General features: G+C 60.5%; 16 protein-coding genes. 7 read left to right on the top strand and 9 right to left on the bottom strand.

Annotated elements, in window-relative coordinates; translation table 11 throughout:
- Positions 1-10 precede the first annotated feature (10 nt).
- Positions 11-403, top strand: coding sequence for a RidA family protein (locus HFP51_RS10550; RefSeq protein ID WP_176875681.1), 393 nt, complete (start codon positions 11-13; stop codon positions 401-403).
- Here HFP51_RS10550 and rlmN read toward each other — a convergent pair.
- The 3 genes from rlmN to HFP51_RS10535 are packed head-to-tail and all read right to left on the bottom strand — an operon-like array spanning position 400 to position 2,788.
- Positions 400-1,626, bottom strand: coding sequence for a 23S rRNA (adenine(2503)-C(2))-methyltransferase RlmN (rlmN, locus tag HFP51_RS10545; protein ID WP_255454639.1), 1,227 nt, complete (start codon positions 1,624-1,626; stop codon positions 400-402). The two genes, HFP51_RS10550 and rlmN, sit on opposite strands and share 4 nt — an antisense overlap.
- A gap of 44 nt (positions 1,627-1,670) precedes the next feature.
- Positions 1,671-2,159 carry a hypothetical protein gene (locus HFP51_RS10540; protein WP_370462914.1) on the bottom strand — a complete coding sequence of 163 codons (489 nt, stop codon included), beginning with the start codon at positions 2,157-2,159 and terminating at the stop codon, positions 1,671-1,673.
- The gene (locus HFP51_RS10535; protein ID WP_176875680.1) at positions 2,156-2,788 is read right to left on the bottom strand and encodes a histidine phosphatase family protein; all 633 of its coding nucleotides are present in this window, start codon (positions 2,786-2,788) and stop codon (positions 2,156-2,158) included. Before HFP51_RS10535 ends, HFP51_RS10540 begins: the two co-directional genes overlap by 4 nt.
- 257 nt (positions 2,789-3,045) lie before the next feature.
- On the opposite strand from HFP51_RS10535, the gene dnaN reads away from it, so the two are divergent.
- The 5 genes from dnaN (at position 3,046) to HFP51_RS10510 (ending at position 9,291) form a co-directional block, all read left to right on the top strand.
- A complete protein-coding gene (gene dnaN / locus HFP51_RS10530; RefSeq protein ID WP_176875679.1) occupies positions 3,046-4,158 on the top strand; it encodes a DNA polymerase III subunit beta in 1,113 nt (370 codons plus the stop codon).
- 24 nt (positions 4,159-4,182) lie between these two features.
- A complete protein-coding gene (recF, locus tag HFP51_RS10525) occupies positions 4,183-5,259 on the top strand; it encodes a DNA replication/repair protein RecF (protein ID WP_176875678.1) in 1,077 nt (358 codons plus the stop codon).
- Positions 5,260-5,461: 202 nt separating this feature from the next.
- Positions 5,462-7,966 carry a DNA topoisomerase (ATP-hydrolyzing) subunit B gene (gene gyrB / locus HFP51_RS10520; protein WP_176875677.1) on the top strand — a complete coding sequence of 835 codons (2,505 nt, stop codon included), beginning with the start codon at positions 5,462-5,464 and terminating at the stop codon, positions 7,964-7,966.
- Positions 7,963-8,391: a secondary thiamine-phosphate synthase enzyme YjbQ gene (locus HFP51_RS10515; RefSeq protein WP_255454638.1), complete on the top strand. Its 429-nt coding sequence runs from the start codon at positions 7,963-7,965 to the stop codon at positions 8,389-8,391. Before gyrB ends, HFP51_RS10515 begins: the two co-directional genes overlap by 4 nt.
- Before the next feature lie 93 nt (positions 8,392-8,484).
- Positions 8,485-9,291: a class I SAM-dependent methyltransferase gene (locus HFP51_RS10510; RefSeq protein ID WP_218135297.1), complete on the top strand. Its 807-nt coding sequence runs from the start codon at positions 8,485-8,487 to the stop codon at positions 9,289-9,291.
- A gap of 3 nt (positions 9,292-9,294) precedes the next feature.
- Here the strand turns inward: HFP51_RS10510 and HFP51_RS10505 are convergent, their stop codons facing one another.
- The 6 genes from HFP51_RS10505 to purD all read right to left on the bottom strand — a co-directional run bounded on the left by HFP51_RS10505 (position 9,295) and on the right by purD (position 15,089).
- Positions 9,295-9,879, bottom strand: a complete 585-nt coding sequence (locus tag HFP51_RS10505) for a DNA-3-methyladenine glycosylase I (RefSeq protein ID WP_176875676.1) — start codon at positions 9,877-9,879, stop codon at positions 9,295-9,297.
- Positions 9,880-9,881: 2 nt separating this feature from the next.
- The gene (locus HFP51_RS10500) at positions 9,882-10,343 is read right to left on the bottom strand and encodes a hypothetical protein (protein WP_176875675.1); all 462 of its coding nucleotides are present in this window, start codon (positions 10,341-10,343) and stop codon (positions 9,882-9,884) included.
- Positions 10,344-10,487: 144 nt separating this feature from the next.
- Complete coding sequence (locus HFP51_RS10495) at positions 10,488-12,278, bottom strand: VWA domain-containing protein (RefSeq protein ID WP_255454637.1); 1,791 nt, start codon at positions 12,276-12,278, stop codon at positions 10,488-10,490.
- 92 nt (positions 12,279-12,370) lie between these two features.
- Entirely contained in the window at positions 12,371-12,934 is a 564-nt protein-coding gene (locus HFP51_RS10490; RefSeq protein WP_176875674.1) for a hypothetical protein, read from the bottom strand.
- Between the two features lie 103 nt (positions 12,935-13,037).
- Positions 13,038-13,751 carry an OmpA family protein gene (locus HFP51_RS10485; RefSeq protein WP_176875673.1) on the bottom strand — a complete coding sequence of 238 codons (714 nt, stop codon included), beginning with the start codon at positions 13,749-13,751 and terminating at the stop codon, positions 13,038-13,040.
- 66 nt (positions 13,752-13,817) lie between these two features.
- Positions 13,818-15,089 (bottom strand): phosphoribosylamine--glycine ligase, encoded by a 1,272-nt coding sequence (gene purD, locus HFP51_RS10480; protein WP_176875672.1) that lies wholly within the window; start codon positions 15,087-15,089, stop codon positions 13,818-13,820.
- Between purD and xseA the strand changes: the two genes are divergently transcribed.
- Positions 15,088-16,560 carry an exodeoxyribonuclease VII large subunit gene (gene xseA, locus HFP51_RS10475; protein WP_176875671.1) on the top strand — a complete coding sequence of 491 codons (1,473 nt, stop codon included), beginning with the start codon at positions 15,088-15,090 and terminating at the stop codon, positions 16,558-16,560. The genes purD and xseA overlap by 2 nt on opposite strands.
- Positions 16,561-16,594 lie beyond the last annotated feature (34 nt).

Below are 16,594 nucleotides of genomic sequence, written 5' to 3'. Positions count from 1 at the left end.
GAGAATGATAATGCCCGGTGATACCACGGTTATTGCGATCGATCCCGATCCGCTTGCACCCTATGCCATCTCACCCGGCTGGAAGGTTGGCGATCTGCTATTCCTGTCCGGTCAGGCGGCGATCGACGAGAGTGGGGCTATATTCGGAGCAGGCGATTTTGAGGCGCAGCTCGCCCAGACATTTGCCAATATCGATCGGGTGTTGGCCGCTGGTGGCAGCAGCCGGGACCGGATCGTGAAGGTCACCATCTATCTGACGGACATGGGAAACTTCCCGGCCATGGTCGAAGCGCGCAAGCGCTATTTCTCCGCGCCCTGGCCAGCCGATACAATTGTCGAGGTAAAGGCGCTCGCCTTGCCCGAACTGATGGTCGAGATTGATGTGATCGCCAGCGCGGGCTAGCCGAGTTCGGCCTGCTTCTCTTCGGCAATCCGATCAAGCTCAGCCCGGCTCTTCTTCTCCGACGCTGATTTCAGCTGACCACAGGCGGCCATGATATCGCGGCCACGCGGCGTCCGGATCGGTGCACTGATACCCGATCCAAAGATGATTTCCGAAAAGCGCTTGATGCGATCAGGCTCGGAACATTCATAGTCGGCGCCCGGCCAGGGATTGAACGGGATCAGATTGACCTTGGCGGGAAGATCATAATGTTTGATCAGCCGGACCAGCTCGCGCGCGTCTTCGTCGCTGTCATTCTTGTCCTTCAGCATCACATATTCAAACGTGATCCGACGGGCATTGTTGGCGCCCGGATAATCGGCACAGGCCTGGAGCAGTTCTTCAATCCCGTATTTCTTGTTGAGCGGAACGATCTCGTCGCGCACTTCCTTGGTCACCGCGTGGAGGGAGACGGCAAGGTTGACGCTGATCTCTTCGCCGGTCCGCTCGATCATCGGCACCACGCCCGATGTGGACAGCGTGATCCGGCGCCGCGACAGGGCCAGCCCGGCGGGATCCATCACGATCTTCATCGCGTCGCGGACATTGTCGAAATTGTACAGCGGCTCTCCCATGCCCATCAAAACGATATTGGTGAGCATCCGGCCATGTGGGTCATAATTGCTGGATTCCCCGGGGCCTGGCCATTCTTCGAGCGTATCGCGCGCGAGCATCACCTGACCCACTATTTCACCCGGGATCAGGTTGCGCACGAGCCGCATCGTGCCGGTATGGCAGAAGCGACAATTGAGCGTGCAACCGACCTGGCTTGAAATGCACAGCGTGCCGCGATCCGCGTCGGGAATGAAGACCATTTCATAGTCCTGCCCGTCGACCGTGCGGAGCAGCCATTTGCGGGTGCCATCTTCGGACACCAGATGCTCGACGACTTCGGGCCGGTCGATCACGAAATGCTCGGCGAACCAGGGTTGCTGCGTCTTGGCGATATCGCTCATCTCGGAAAATTCGGATTTCCCGCGATGATAGATTTGGTGCCAGACCTGCTTTGCCCGCAGTTTGGCCTGCTTCGGTGCAAGGCCAGCCGCTTCAAAGACGGCGCGAATCTCCGCCTGCGGCAAGCCGAGCAGGTCGATACGCCCATCGGCCCGTGCCGGTAGGTCACGGGGCACAGGAACGGGGCTGACCGTACCGGGACGGTCCATCGGGGCAGAAGATGCGCTCATGGGGCGCCATGTAGGCGCATCGGCAGCGTATTGCGAGTCGGCGTCTAGCTTGCGGTGCAGCCAAGCGCGGCGGCATCGATTGCGCTGGCCGCTCCGCTCAGGTCGTAATTGTCGACGATCCGCCCGGCACCACGCGATCGCGCTTCGATGCGCATCGACAGGCCATTGCGCATTGCGGCGACAATCGCGGCATCGTCCTGGCTCGTCGCGGCCCAGGCATCCGGGCCGCTGCCAACCAGCTCGAAACGGCGGGGTCCAATTGTCAGGATCGGCGTTGAATCATCGCGCATCGCGCGCCGGAGCCGGAAATGGACCTGGCCACGACGATTGCGGGCTGGCCAGGTGCCGATTGAGGCAAAGGCCTCCCATTCGCCGCTCCGCCGACGTTCTGGACGGGCGATTGCATAGCAGCGCGGGATCTCCGCATCACGAAACGCAGCCCAGCCTTCATAAACACCAAGCGAATCCCGTGCCTGCGCGTTGGAAGAGATAATCGCAGTGACAAGGAAGAGGCAGAACCAGCGCGTCATCATGCCCGTTCTCCGCCATCGCCTTCCATGATCAGGGTTTCGACACCGTCTTCGATCATCACGAGCGATCCCTGGGGCAGGCCGGGCGCGACAGGCACACCATGGTTCGGCAGCGGATCGAGGTCGAGCAGCACGCCGCGCAACACGCGGCTGGAAATGCCGTGCATGATGACGAGCTTGTCGCCCGGAGTTGTGCCATGTTCGGCATACCAATGGCTCACCCGGGCTGCGATATCGGCATAGCTTTCGCCATCGGGCGCGGGTTTCAGGAGGCGCGTCTCGGTTTCGACGACCGGACCGACTTCGGCGACAACATCGGCATAATATCGTCCGCCCCAACTGCCCATGCCGATCTCGACAAGCCGATCATCATGGGTCGCCTGATGCCAGTCGAGACCAAGATGCTCGGCCATGATCGCCAATGTCTGGAGCGCCCGTCCGGCGCTGGATGACCAGAGAGTCATATCCGGATTGGGGCCGAGCCGATGGCTGAGCATTGCACCCATCTCGTCGGCCTGGGCAAAACCATCCCGGGTCAGCGGTGTGTGCGGATGATCGCCCTGCAGGCGTGCGGCGGCGTTGAACACGGTTTCGCCATGGCGGGCGATGAAGAGGCGGCTGGGCGCTGTCATGGTTGAGGCTGATCGACAATCCGCCCGCTAAAGGCAACCGCAATTCATCCGATCTGAGGGGAAAAGTGGAGCGCTGTGACCCGGTAATTTGGCCGGTTAGAACGTCTTCAGGACCGACTTGTCCCCACTATCCACAGAAAAGGGCCGAAATCGACGTTCCGACCCTTGCGTTTGCCCCCCTTTTCCTTGCCATATTCGCCTATAAAGGGCAGGACCCTTCTCCCAAATACAGACTATGCCGTGCGCAGGGGATGACGATGAAAGCGACGATTGAACGGGCAGTGCTTCTGAAGAGCCTGGGCCATGTGCAATCGGTGGTTGAACGCCGCAACACCATTCCGATTCTGTCCAATGTGCTGATCGAAGCCGTCGATGGCGGCGGGATCAAGCTGATGGCCACGGATCTCGATCTGCAGATTGTTGAAACCGTCGAGGCCGAGGTCGAACAGGCCGGAGCGACGACCGTTTCGGCACACACGCTGTTCGACATCGTCCGCAAGCTGCCCGAAGGCAGCCAGGTTTCGCTTGAAGCTGCAGATGGCAAGATGGCGGTCAATGCCGGCCGGGCACGCTTCAATCTCGCAACCTTGCCGCGCGACGATTTCCCGGTGATCGCCGAGGGCGAACTGCCGACAACGTTCGAGCTGCCAGCCGCATCGCTGCGTGAGATTGTCGACAAGACACGCTTTGCGATCTCAACCGAAGAAACCCGCTATTATCTGAACGGCATCTTCTTTCATGTTTCGGACGAAGATCAGCCGGTGCTCAAGGCCGCGGCAACCGATGGCCACCGCCTTGCTCGCTTTACCCTACCGCGTCCTGACGGCGCTGAAGGCATGCCGGACGTGATCGTGCCGCGCAAATGCGTGGGCGAGCTGCGCAAGATGCTCGATGAGCTGGATGGGACAGTCGAAGTCGCCCTGTCCGACAGCAAGATTCGCTTCGGCCTCGGCACGGCGGTGATGACCTCGAAACTGATCGACGGGACCTTCCCCGATTACAACCGCGTCATCCCGACCGGGAATGACAAGCTCCTCAAGATCGATCCGCGCAGCTTCGAAGAGGGCGTCGATCGCGTTGCCACCATCGCAACCGAAAAGACGCGCGCCGTGAAGATGGCGCTCGATACAGACAAGATCACCCTTTCGGTTACCTCGCCGGAAAATGGTACGGCTTCTGAAGAAGTAGCCGGCGAATATGGCTCGGACGGATTCGAGATCGGTTTCAACGCGCGCTACCTGCTCGATATTCTCGGCCAGGTGCAAGGCGACGCGATCGAAGTGCATCTTGCCGATGCCGCCGCACCGACCCTGATCCGTGAGAATGACAAGGCCAGCGCGCTCTATGTGCTGATGCCGATGCGGGTTTGAGCCGCTGACGATTGACGGCGGCCGATGACCATTCGCCGCCTGAGCCTTACCGATTTTCGTTCCTATCCCACCGCAACGATAGAGCCGGGCCCCGGCTTTGTGGTGCTGACCGGTGAGAATGGCGCGGGCAAGACCAACATTCTGGAAGCCGTATCGCTCTTCACACCGGGGCGCGGACTGCGCCGGGCGAAACTCTCCGAAATGGCGCGCCAGGGTGGACCGGGCGGCTTTGCGATCGCGGCGGTGCTCGACGCGCCGGGCGGCAGTGTCGATCTTGGCACCGGCACGCAGGCCAGCGCACCCGACCGCCGCCAGGTGCGGATCAATGGCGCCAACGCCTCTGCGACGGCGCTCACCGAATGGCTCTCCATCCTCTGGCTGACCCCGGCCATGGATCGGCTGTTCACCGATGCGCCGGGCGGACGCCGCGCCTTTCTTGATCGGCTGGTTCTCGCGCTCGAGCCTGGCCATGCGCATCACGCCTCGCGCTATGAAGCGGCCATGCGGGCCCGCAATCGGCTGCTGGCGGATGAAGCCCCGCTCGACCTGGAATGGTGTGAAGCCCTTGAGGCGCAGATGGCGGAACATGGCACGGCGCTCGCCAGTGCCCGAGCGCGCACCCTGGACGCGCTCAATGCTGAGCTTGCCGACCAACCCGATGGTCCGTTTGCCAAGGCGGCGCTGGCGCTGGCGGGCTGGTCCGCCGATACCGATCTGGGCCAGCTGCTGGCGACCGAACGTGCTCGAGACAGGGCTGCTGGACGATCCCTCAGCGGCCCGCACAGAAGCGATCTCGCTGTCACGCACCTCGGTAAGGGGCAGGCGGCTGATCGCTGCTCTACGGGCGAGCAAAAGGCTCTGCTGCTGGCAATTGTCCTCGCCCATGCTGATCTCGTTGCCGATCGCGCGGGTCGCCGCCCCTTGATCCTGCTCGACGAGGTCGCCGCGCATCTCGACCCGGTTCGCCGCGCCGCCCTGTTCGATCGGCTGGCGGGGTCGGGCCAGGTGTGGATGACGGGAACCGAGGCTGCGCTTTTCAGCGACCTCCCACCCGATGCCGCGCGGTTCACGATCGAAAATGGCGAGATTCACAGCGCCTGATTTGCGGCTTCTTCGGGCCCAAGTTTACCGAAAACAGCCTGCCGTGTGACCGGCTCATCGCGGCAGCGTGACCGCTGAGCGCAATATTGTTTCGGCAATGCCGATTAATCCTATGATATCATAGTCATAGGCCCCAGGCCCTGTCCCCAGAAACATAGGCGTTTCGCTTGGGTTTTGCACCAAAAAGGCCTATATGTATGAGATGGCTGACAAACCCGAAGAACCGACTTCCAACGACGCCGATTCCGCGCCTGTAAACACACCACAAAAAGGCGATTATGGTGCCGACTCGATCAAGGTCCTCAAGGGCCTTGATGCGGTGCGCAAGCGGCCGGGCATGTATATCGGCGATACCGATGATGGCTCGGGCCTGCATCACATGGTTTTCGAAGTTTCGGACAATGCGATCGATGAAGCGCTGGCCGGTCATTGCGATCGGATCCTGATCCAGCTCAACGCCGATGGCTCGGTCACGGTCGAAGATAATGGCCGCGGCATTCCGGTTGGCATCCATAAGGAAGAAGGCGTCTCGGCGGCCGAGGTCATCATGACCCAGCTTCATGCCGGCGGTAAGTTTGAAAACGCGTCCGACGATAATGCCTATAAAGTTTCGGGCGGCCTGCATGGGGTCGGCGTCAGTGTCGTCAACGCGCTGTCCGACTGGCTCGAGTTGCGCGTCTGGCGTGACGGCAAAGAACATTGGATGCGCTTCCGCAATGGCGAGGCAGAGGCGCCGCTCGAGATTGTCGGTGAAGCCGGGGATCGCAAGGGCACGCAAGTCACCTTCATGCCCTCCGACCAAACCTTCAAGATCACCGAGTTCGATTTCGAAAAGCTCGAACATCGCTATCGCGAATTGGCGTTTCTGAATTCAGGCGTCCGCCTGTTCATTGCCGATGCGCGCCATGCCGATCGCGAAGAGGTGGAGCTCTATTATGAAGGCGGCACCTCTGCCTTTGTCCAATATCTCGATCGTCACAAACAGGCGATCATCGGCGATCCAATCGCCATCTCCGGGGAGCGCGATGACATTGCCATCGATGTCGCGCTGGAATGGAATGACAGCTATCACGAAAATGTTCTGTGCTTCACGAACAACATTCCGCAGCGCGATGGCGGCACCCATTTGGCGGCCTTCCGCTCGGCGCTGACGCGCACCCTCAACAATTATGCCGAAAGCTCCGGCGCGCTCAAAAAGTCCAAGGTGAAGCTCACCGGAGACGATATGCGCGAAGGTCTGACGGCGATCGTTTCGGTCAAATTGCCCGATCCAAAATTCAGCTCGCAAACCAAGGACAAGCTGGTCTCGTCCGAGGTGCGCCAACCGCTCGAAAGCCTGATCGCCGACAAGCTGGTCGAATGGCTGGAGGAAAACCCGGCCTATGCCGCCGATGTCATCCAGAAGGTGATCGATGCGGCTGCGGCCCGCGAAGCTGCGAAAAAGGCGCGCGAAATGACCCGCAAGGGATCGATGGCCGTCGCTTCACTGCCCGGTAAATTGGCCGATTGCCAGGAGCGCGATCCGGCTAAATCCGAATTGTTCCTGGTCGAGGGCGACAGTGCTGGCGGTTCTGCGAAACAGGGCCGGGACCGGCATTACCAGGCGATCCTGCCGCTCAAGGGCAAGATCCTCAATGTCGAGCGCGCGCGCTTCGATCGGATGCTCTCTTCCAAGGAAGTCGGCACGCTGATTCAGGCGATGGGCACGGGCATAGGGCGCGATGATTTCGATATCGAGAAGCTGCGCTATCACAAGATCGTGATCATGACGGACGCCGATGTTGATGGCGCGCATATCCGCACATTGCTGCTCACTTTCTTCTATCGCCAGATGCCGGAGATTGTGGAGCGTGGCCATCTCTACATCGCGCAGCCACCGCTCTACAAAGTCGCGAAGGGGCGGAGCGAAGTCTATCTGAAAGACGATGCGGCGCTCGATGCCTATCTGATCAATGCGGGCCTTGATACGATGCTGCTCGAAACCGGCGAAGGCGCCCAGCGGACGGGTGAGGATCTGCGCATCCTGATCGATCATGCACGGCGCATGCGCTCGCTGATGAACTATGTGCCCAAACGCTATGACCCGGCAATCGTTGAGGCCTTTGCGTTGGTCGGCGCGCTCGATGAGGCGCTAACCGAAGAACAGCGCGAAGCCGCGGTTTCCTTTGTTGCCGAATGGCTTGCCAATAATGACGAAGACGCGACCTGGACCGGCCGGGTTGCCGAAAATGGCGATTTCGAGCTGCAGCGGCGCTGGCGCGGGGTGACCGATGTCCATCGGATCGACCATGCCTTTATCCGCTCGGCCGAGGCCCGCAAACTGCAACAGGTCGCTGCCGAACAGGCTGAAAATTATGCGCTGGTTGGCCATCTGGTCAGTATGAAGGCGGTTGAGGCTGCCGACGGTGAAGAGGTCGAGGCCAAGGGCCGCACGGCGATCTCGCGGCCGTCAGAATTGCTGACCGCGATCCTCGATGCCGGGCGCAAGGGCCTCTCGATCCAGCGCTATAAGGGGCTGGGTGAGATGAATGCCGACCAACTCTGGGAAACGACCCTCGATCCCGACGTCCGCTCGCTCCTCCAGGTGCATGTCGACCAGGCCGATATCGCCGACGAAATCTTCACCCAGCTGATGGGCGATGTGGTGGAACCACGCCGCGAGTTCATTCAGGATAATGCGCTGAACGTTGCCAATCTGGATGTGTGATCGATAGCCCGGTGCAGCATACGGGCATTCTCACCATCGGCACGCCCGGCAAGTCGCTGACCGAATGTACGCGCGAGATTTCCGAATGGGTTGGCGGGACCGGTATCACCGAAGGCCTGCTCACGCTCTTCATTCGCCACACCTCGGCCTCGCTTCTGATCCAGGAAAATGCGGCACCCGAAGTGCAGGACGATCTGATCGCCTATTTCGACCAGCTGGCGCCCGAAGGCTCGCATTATGCCCATGATAGCGAGGGGCCGGACGATATGCCCGCGCATCTCAAATCGGCGCTGACCCAGACGCATCTTGCGATCCCCGTGATTGACGGCCGGCTCGCGCTTGGCGCCTGGCAGGGCATCTACCTGTTCGAACATCGCCGCCGCCCCCACCAGCGCGAGATCGCACTGCATCTGGCGGGGGAGTAGGACGCGCGTCTGTCGAAAGACGGTCGCCGCCGGTCGAGGAGAGGCTGATTTGCCGTGCCTGTGCTGCCAGACCTGTCCGTGAGGAGAGGCGCTATGGGATATCGGAGATATTTGGCAGTCGCGTTGGCGACAACGCTGGCATTGGCTGGCTGCGGCCAGGCTGGCGAGGCGCCTGCGGTTGAGGAGCAGCAGGTCGAACTGACCGATCCGGTTGCTGTGCCCGACTATGTGACCGCTGCCATCGCGGACCCGGCTCGCGAATATCATTTCCCGCGCGATGAGCGCCGCTTGCCGGGTGAGCTGATTGCCTTTTCCGGCCTTCAACCCGGCGATCGGGTGCTCGACCTGATTCCGGGGGGCGGCTATTGGACGCGGCTCTTCAGTCTCGTCGTGGGTGAGGAGGGCCATGTCTATGCGACCTGGCCCGAAAATTATGCGCGTTTTGCTCGGAGCGATGTGCGGCGATTGCGTGAGCTGGTTGAGAGCGATCCTTTTACCAATGTCACGGTGACGGTGCAGCCGACGCCCGATCTTTCCGCGCCCGAACAGCTCGACATGGTCTGGACCTCGCAAAATTATCACGACTATCCCGATGAATTCATGGGTAATTATGACCCCGCGCGGCTCAATGCGGCGGTGTTCGAGATGCTGCGCCCGGGCGGCACCTATTTCATCATCGATCATGCCGCCGAAGACGGGTCGGGCATGCGCGATACCGAGGCATTGCACCGGATTGATCCGGCGGCGGTGCGCACCCAGGTCGAAGCGGCGGGTTTTGAGTTTGTCGGGGAGAGCCAGGTGCTGCGCAATCCCGATGACGATCACGCGGTCGAAGTGTTTGACGAGCAGGTGCGCGGCAATACCGATCAGTTCGTGATGCGATTTAGAAAGCCCGAATAGCGGCTAGTCCGGGTAGCAGCAGCAGCCTTGGACATGATCATTCACAACGCCGGTTGCCTGGAGATAGGCATAGATGATCGTCGAGCCGACAAAGCTCATGCCGCGCTTTTTGAGCGCCTTGGAGATGGTGTCGGAGAGCGGCGTCGCGGCGGGGGCGTCTGCGAAGGATCTGGGGCGATTGACGATCGGTTCGCCATCAACATGATCCCATAGCCAGGCATCGAATGAGCCGAATTCGTCCTGCATCGCGATAAAGGCGATCGCATTCTTGCGCGTGCTGTAGATTTTGAGCCGGTTGCGGATGATGCCCTCATCCTCGCGCAAGACTTCGAGTTCGGCATCGCTCATTGCGGCAACGCGCGCCACGTCAAAGCCATGGAATGCAGCGCGATAGCCTTCGCGTTTGCGCAGCACGGTTTCCCAGCTGAGCCCGGCTTGCGCGCCTTCCAGGATCAGCATCTCGAACAGCTGCTGATCATCATGGACGGGGATGCCCCATTCATTATCGTGATAATCGGCGTAAAATTCCTTGCCTGGCTGGCCGCCGAAACAGCGGGCTTTTCCATCGCTGCCAGTGACGAGCGCCATGCCTAGCCCAGCTTGCCGAATTTGGCTTCGAAGGCGGTGATATCGCCGGTTGCCAGCAAGCCGGCTTGCTCAACCCAGCGATCACGCGCGATGCGGTCTGCGATAGGGCCGAGATCTGCTTCAAGCGCCGCAATATCCGCATCGCTCCACACCGCGATCTGGGCAAAGCGAGTGATACCGCGCTCGTTAAGCTTCGCCGCCTTTTTGGGGCCAAGCCCCTTGATCTGGGTCAGCGGATCAGCGTCGCCTGTTGCCGCTACCGGGGCAGGTACGGGATCTGGCGCCTCGGTCGTTTCAAGCGATGGCGATGGCTCCGCAGCGGGCGCAGGGACTTCTGCCGCGGGCGGCGCGGCCTGCTCAATGCTGTCGCCCTTCGCCTTGCCACTCAGCGCCCGCAACAGCAGGAAACCGATGATCAGCGCGGCGGTCACGGCAAGGACAATCAGCAGGCTAGTGTCAGGCATCAATAACTCCGATGGCTATGCTTCGCGGGCGCCTATGCCGCGCACAGCCTCTCGGTGCAACTTTTCGGGGTCCGCAAAAAGAAGCGGGCGATCCGTGCAGGGACACACGGATCGCCCTGTCGGAGACGGGCAGTGCGCAAGTGGTTAGTTCTTGCTGCCCTCGCCAGTCGCGCCAGGCGCGCTGCGCGCCTCGGCAAGCTCGGTAAGCTCCAGAAATTCCCGGCGCCAATAATCGCCATTGGAACCGCTGGCACGGGCCAGACGGCGGATATCGGCAAAGTCATACTCACCCAGATAGGTGTCGCCGCGCAGTCGCTGCCCGAACGCCGCGACTGCGGTGACGAACGCCATGTCGCCGCGCGGTGCGCGCGCATTGGTCATCGCGCTGCGGCCAATCGCCTGTTCGATGAGCCGTGATTCATCCTCACCGGGCAGCTTGTAGCGGAGCCTCAGATGCGCGAGCTCGGCACCCTGGCCACTTCGGGCCACAGGCCGGTTCGCCGCATAGCGGCGCTCTGGCAACCAGCCTTGCGAACCGGTCGGAACGATTTCGTAGAGGGCAGTGACCTGGTGTCCGGCGCCAATCTCGCCGGCGTCCACCGTGTCATTGTCGAAATCTTCCTCGGCCAGCAGCCGGTTTTCATAGCCGATCAGGCGATACTCCTGGACGTGGAGCGGATTGAACTCGATCTGGATTTTCACATCCGCGGCAATCGTAAACAGCGTTGAGCTGAGCTCCTGCACCAGCGCGCGATGGGCTTCCATGGCGCTATCGATATAGGCGTAATTGCCATTACCGTGATTGGCGATCTGCTCCATCATGGCTTCGTTATAATTGCCGGTGCCATAGCCAAGCGTGGTCAGCGAAATACCGGCTTCGCGTTCGCGCTCGACCATCTCGATCAGCTGTTCGCGATTGGTAGTGCCGACATTGAAGTCGCCATCGGTCGCGAGCAGGATCCGGTTGATGCCATCATCCAGGAAATTGGCTCGCGCGGCATCATAGGCAAGGCTGATGCCCGCCGCCCCGGCCGTCGAACCGCCAGACCGCAACTCGCCCAGCGCCGCAATGATTTCATCGCGGTCATTCGATCCTTCCAACACCGTCTTGGTGGTGCCGGCATAGGTCACAATCGAAACCCGGTCGCCCGGATTGAGCTGTTCGGCCATCATTGCCATCGAGCATTGAACAAGCGGCAGCTTGTTGCGCGAGTGCATCGATCCCGAAACATCGACCAGGAACACCAGGTTCGCACTGGGCCGCTCGGTGCGGTCAATATCGTAACCCCGCAGGCCGATGCGCAACAGGCGTGTATTCTCGTTCCACGGTGTCGTCGTCATGTCCGTGGTGATCGAAAAAGGCTGGGTGCGATCGCGCGGGCGATCATAATCGTAGCGGAAATAATTGACCATTTCCTCGGTCCGCACCGCAGCCTGGGGCGGAACGCCGCCTTCATTCAGGAAACGCCGCACATTGGAATAGCTACCGGTGTCGACATCGACCGCAAAGGTAGAAACAGGTTCCTCGGCCACGGCCATGATCGCTGCCACGGCTTCGCCGTCATAGCGCTCGCGATTTTGCGGGGCAGGCCGGACATAACCGGCGATCGGGGCGTTCTGGATGCCGGCTGGCTGGCGCCGTCCAGTGACTGCAATGGCCTGATCAGCCGTCGATTCAGCCACTGGTGATGGTGGAGCCGGTGGCGGAGGTGGCGGCGCCGGCAGCGGAGCCATGCGGTTTATCCCGCTCCGTGCACCCGATCCGCGATAGCGCCGACGCTCATATTCGGCATCATTGGCGACCAGGAATGGCGCGCAAATCTCGTTGGCCGTGGCCGGCGTCATGGGACGCTGGGTCGCTTGGCTCGGTTGTACGGTATAGACGAGTCCGGTCAGGACGAGCGCCGCCATTGGCGCAAATGACACTAGACGCATGAGAATGCCTCCCTCTGCAGTCGACCCGATGTAACAGTATCACATCGGCGCCTGAACGGACGCTTAATGGTAATTGAGAGGAAAATACCGGCTTAGAAGGAGCCGTTCATCTTGCCGAATTCGCGTTCAAATGCAGCGACATTGCGGGCGGCCAATAGCCGTGCCTGGTCGACCCAGCGATCCCGCGCGACCCGGCCTTTGAAGTTGCCAAGTTGCGAATCGACCTCGGCAACCTGTTCGTCATCCCATTCGGCGATCTGCGCGAAATGAAAGACGCCCAGTCCGTGGAGCACATCGCTCAATTTGGGGCCAACGCCCTTGATGAGCGTTAGCTTGTCCGGTTCGCCATCCGGTGCATCGCGAAACGGAGAGGGCGCGGCAACGGGCTCTTCCGGCAGCTCCGGCTCGGGTTCCGGTTCCGCTTGTTCTTCAACTTCCGGCTCCGGTTCTGGCTCGGGCTCCGGCTCGGGTTCTGGCTCCGGTTCCGGTTCTGGCTCAGGTTCTGGCGGAGCTGGCGGGATTATCGGTGCCGGTTCGGATTCATAGGCCAGCTCTTGCTGCGACGCACCGGCGCGCCACATCCACCAACCTGTGGCGATCCCCACCACGGTGGAAAGGAGCATCGGCAGCCAGAAAGAGGCGATGAGATACATCATAGCTCATCCTCCGATTCCCGGCGCCAGAGCATCCAGGCGATCCCGATGCCAAGCAGGAACATCACCAGATTGAGCAGCAAAACTTCGATCCACAAAGCAAACATCAACTGTCTCCCTCGCCGATCAGGCTCACGGTGAAATCCACGCGGCGATTTGTCGGATCGCCAGGATTGTCACCCAGCGGTTCGCTCGCCCCTTTGCCGATCGTAGTCAGCATCTCACTGGGCACCCCGCGTTCGACCAAGGCATCGCGGACAGTCGTTGCGCGGAAGGCAGACATTTCCATGTTCACATTTGGCCGGCCACCACCATTGCTGTGTCCTGAAATTTCGATGCGAATGCCTCTGCATCCTTCTAAGGCTTCGGCGAGACGATCGAGCATCTGTTGGGAGGCCGGATTGATATAGGGCGATCCGCTGCGGAACGTTATCTGGTGGCTCTCAATGACGGCATTCGCTTCATCCCGACAGGCCGTTGCTGCGCTTTCAACTTCTGCGTCGACGACGTCTGGGTTTGCATCTGCCGCGTCAGGCACAGCCCAGCTTGCGTCTGACACGCCATTGAGTGAGGCGATCATTTCTCGGGCTGCTGCGCGATCGTCATTGGAAAGTTCTCCGGCCAGATTGACCGTGCGGCGCACAGGATCGCGCGGCACCGTTATATCGACACCGGTAACATTCTCGCTCGCCAGCGCTTCTGCAGCGCGCGCTTCAATATCGTCTGCAACTGCGGCCGAATTCCCAAATGGCTGCAACCACAGCCAGGATATGAATCCGACCAGCAACAAACCGACCAGCAATTTGCCTTGTGCCGGCATTAACTGCCCCCCCAATTACACTTTACGTAACGGAGTGTGTCGCTCCGGCAGTCTTTTTGCAAATCGTTAACTACGTTCGAGTTCGCGCCAGCCAATGTCGCTCCGGTAAAACCCGTCTGCAAAGTCAACTTTCTCGATGGCTGAGTAGGCGGCATCGCGCGCCTTTTTCAGGTTTTTCCCCATGGCGGTCACGTTCAATACGCGCCCACCGCTAGCAACCAGCTTGCCATCCTCGCTGGCGGTTCCGGCATGGAAAATCTTGGCGCCCTTTGCTTCGGCGGCTTCGATCTTGTCGATCTTACAGCCCTTTTCGGGGGTTCCCGGATAGCCTTTCGCCGCCATCACTACCGTCATGGCGCTGTCCGCAGAAAAGCGAGGCTTCTCCATGCCACCCAATTCGCCCTGGGCAATTGCGTACATTAACTCGACCAAGTCGCCCTTATAGCGCATCATCAGGACCTGGCACTCGGGATCACCGAAGCGCACATTATACTCGATCAGCTGGGGACCGCTCTCGGTGAGCATCAGTCCAGCAAACAAGACCCCGTTGAACGGGGTTCCACGATTCGCGAGTGTTTCGACAGTTGGCTTAACGATTTCAGTCATCACCCGATCGATGCTTTTGTCATCGAGTACGGGGGCAGGGCTATATGCGCCCATTCCACCGGTATTGAGGCCCGTATCGCCATCGCCAACGCGCTTGTGATCTTGCGCTGTTCCAAATGGCACAACCGTTTCACCGTCTACCAACGCAAAAAAGCTCGCCTCTTCACCGACCAGAAACTCTTCGATTACAATCTCGGCACCGGCCTTGCCGAAATTCCCGTCGAACATACCTTCAACCGCGGCTTCTGCGTCCGCGCTCGTTTCCGCGATCACGACGCCCTTACCGGCAGCAAGGCCATCCGCCTTGATCACCACTGGCAGGCCAAAATTGGCCAGGGCTGGAATTGCAGCTTCAGCGGACGAAAAGCGTTCATACCGCGCCGTGGGAATATTGGCCTCGGCACAGAGATCCTTTGTGAACCCCTTGGATCCTTCAAGCTGCGCGGCTTCTTTGTTCGGGCCGAACACGGCAAAACCCATTGTCCTCAGATTGTCGGCCAGGCCATCAACCAACGGTGCTTCGGGGCCGATCACCACTAGCTCAATCGTCTTTTTGAGGCAGAAGTCGATCGTCGCGCGATGATCGCCATCCTTGATCTCGACGATCTCGGCATGCTCGGCTATTCCCGGATTGCCGGGCGAAGCAAACAGTTTTGTTAGCTTTGGCGATTGCGCCAGCTTCCATGCCAGCGCATGTTCGCGCCCGCCCGAGCCAAGCAACAGGACATTCATGCAGTCTTCCTCTTCCGAACATGGCCGAAACGATCCCGGCGCTGCGCTCCTAGCCGAGAGCGGTGCGGGCGACAATGCGGCGCCTCTCACCGTGTCGGAAATATCGCGGGCGCTGAAGCGTGCGGTTGAGCAACGCTTTGGCCATGTCCGTATCCGCGGCGAGATATCGGGCTTCAAGCGCGCCGCATCTGGCCATTGCTATATGGGGCTTAAGGATGAGTCTGCGGTGATCGATGGGGTGGTCTGGAAAGGGCAGGCAGCGCGCCTTGCCTTTGCGCCCGAAGACGGGATCGAGGTGATCGCGACCGGCAAGCTCACCACCTATCCGGGCCGCTCTAAATATCAGATTGTGATCGAGCGGCTCGAGGTCGCTGGCGAAGGCGCTCTGATGCAATTGCTAGAGCAACGCCGTAAAGCCTTGGCCGCTGAGGGATTGTTTGCCGAGGAACGCAAACGGGCACTCCCCTATCTACCGAAAACCATCGGTGTCGTGACCTCGCCAACCGGTGCTGTGATTCGCGATATTCTCCATCGCCTGGCGGATCGCATGCCGAGCCATGTCATCGTCTGGCCGGTTATTGTTCAAGGTGAGGGCGCGGCGGCTCAGATTGCCAATGCTGTGCGCGGGTTCGATTCGATCGAAGCGGGTGGTGCGCTGGTTCGTCCGGATTTGCTGATCGTTGCGCGGGGCGGCGGATCGATTGAGGATTTATGGGCGTTCAATGAGGAAGCGGTTGTGCGGGCGATTGCCGATTGCACGATCCCGGTAATTTCTGCTGTCGGGCACGAGACTGATACGACATTGGCGGACTTTGTCGCGGATCGACGGGCGCCGACGCCAACGGCTTCTGCAGAGATGGCGGTCCCGGTTCGCGCCGAATTGCTGGCCATGCTGGGCGAAACGGGATTGCGGTTAAGTCGGTCTGTCCGGCGCCTGGCGGATCGTCTGAACGAACGATTGCGAAATCTTGGGAGATTATTGCCGCGTCCAGCCAATCTGTTGGCGCCGCATGCGCAGCGTTTTGATGAGTTGAGCGGTCGCTTGCCTCGGGCATTGAGTGGACGGCTACAGATTGCGCGAGGCGAGCTCGCGCGTCGCGGCGCGGCCCTGCGCCCAGTTTTGCTAAAGCGAACATTTGAACGCGGCACCGAAGCTCTGGCCCGTGCGGGTCAGGACCTTCCCCAGGCAATGACGGAACGGCTGGTATCCGAGCATGAAAGGCTGGCCGCCCTATCCCGGGTTCTGGCCCAGCTTGATCCCAAAGCGCCCTTGCAACGCGGCTTTGCGCTGGTCGAGACGTCCGATGAAAAGGTTATCGCCAATGCTGAAGCGGCAAGACGGGCTGGCGCGCTACGGCTGCGCTTTTCCGATGGTAGTGTCGATGCCCGGGTTGAGGATGGCGCCAAGCGCGCATATTCTAAGGGCCGCAAATCGAAACCCAAGCCCGGACAGCCGGGCTTGTTCGACTGACAGGAGTATCGGACCATCTTAACCTCACGCGACG

Source organism: Parasphingopyxis sp. CP4, assembly GCF_013378055.1.
GTDB lineage: Bacteria > Pseudomonadota > Alphaproteobacteria > Sphingomonadales > Sphingomonadaceae > Parasphingopyxis.
Note: the sequence above shows the minus strand (reverse complement) of the source record. Positions and strands in the feature narration are given on the sequence as shown.

Coding starts and splice junctions, on each gene's coding strand:
- HFP51_RS10500 (WP_176875675.1), bottom strand. CDS start 10,343: ATGCCTGACACTAGCCTGCTGATTGTCCTTGCCGTGACCGCCGCGCTG.
- HFP51_RS10510 (WP_218135297.1), top strand. CDS start 8,485: ATGGGATATCGGAGATATTTGGCAGTCGCGTTGGCGACAACGCTGGCA.
- HFP51_RS10505 (WP_176875676.1), bottom strand. CDS start 9,879: ATGGCGCTCGTCACTGGCAGCGATGGAAAAGCCCGCTGTTTCGGCGGC.
- HFP51_RS10490 (WP_176875674.1), bottom strand. CDS start 12,934: ATGATGTATCTCATCGCCTCTTTCTGGCTGCCGATGCTCCTTTCCACC.
- rlmN (WP_255454639.1), bottom strand. CDS start 1,626: ATGAGCGCATCTTCTGCCCCGATGGACCGTCCCGGTACGGTCAGCCCC.
- purD (WP_176875672.1), bottom strand. CDS start 15,089: ATGAATGTCCTGTTGCTTGGCTCGGGCGGGCGCGAACATGCGCTGGCA.
- xseA (WP_176875671.1), top strand. CDS start 15,088: ATGCAGTCTTCCTCTTCCGAACATGGCCGAAACGATCCCGGCGCTGCG.
- gyrB (WP_176875677.1), top strand. CDS start 5,462: ATGGCTGACAAACCCGAAGAACCGACTTCCAACGACGCCGATTCCGCG.
- HFP51_RS10485 (WP_176875673.1), bottom strand. CDS start 13,751: ATGCCGGCACAAGGCAAATTGCTGGTCGGTTTGTTGCTGGTCGGATTC.
- dnaN (WP_176875679.1), top strand. CDS start 3,046: ATGAAAGCGACGATTGAACGGGCAGTGCTTCTGAAGAGCCTGGGCCAT.
- recF (WP_176875678.1), top strand. CDS start 4,183: ATGACCATTCGCCGCCTGAGCCTTACCGATTTTCGTTCCTATCCCACC.
- HFP51_RS10550 (WP_176875681.1), top strand. CDS start 11: ATGCCCGGTGATACCACGGTTATTGCGATCGATCCCGATCCGCTTGCA.
- HFP51_RS10535 (WP_176875680.1), bottom strand. CDS start 2,788: ATGACAGCGCCCAGCCGCCTCTTCATCGCCCGCCATGGCGAAACCGTG.
- HFP51_RS10495 (WP_255454637.1), bottom strand. CDS start 12,278: ATGCGTCTAGTGTCATTTGCGCCAATGGCGGCGCTCGTCCTGACCGGA.
- HFP51_RS10540 (WP_370462914.1), bottom strand. CDS start 2,159: ATGATGACGCGCTGGTTCTGCCTCTTCCTTGTCACTGCGATTATCTCT.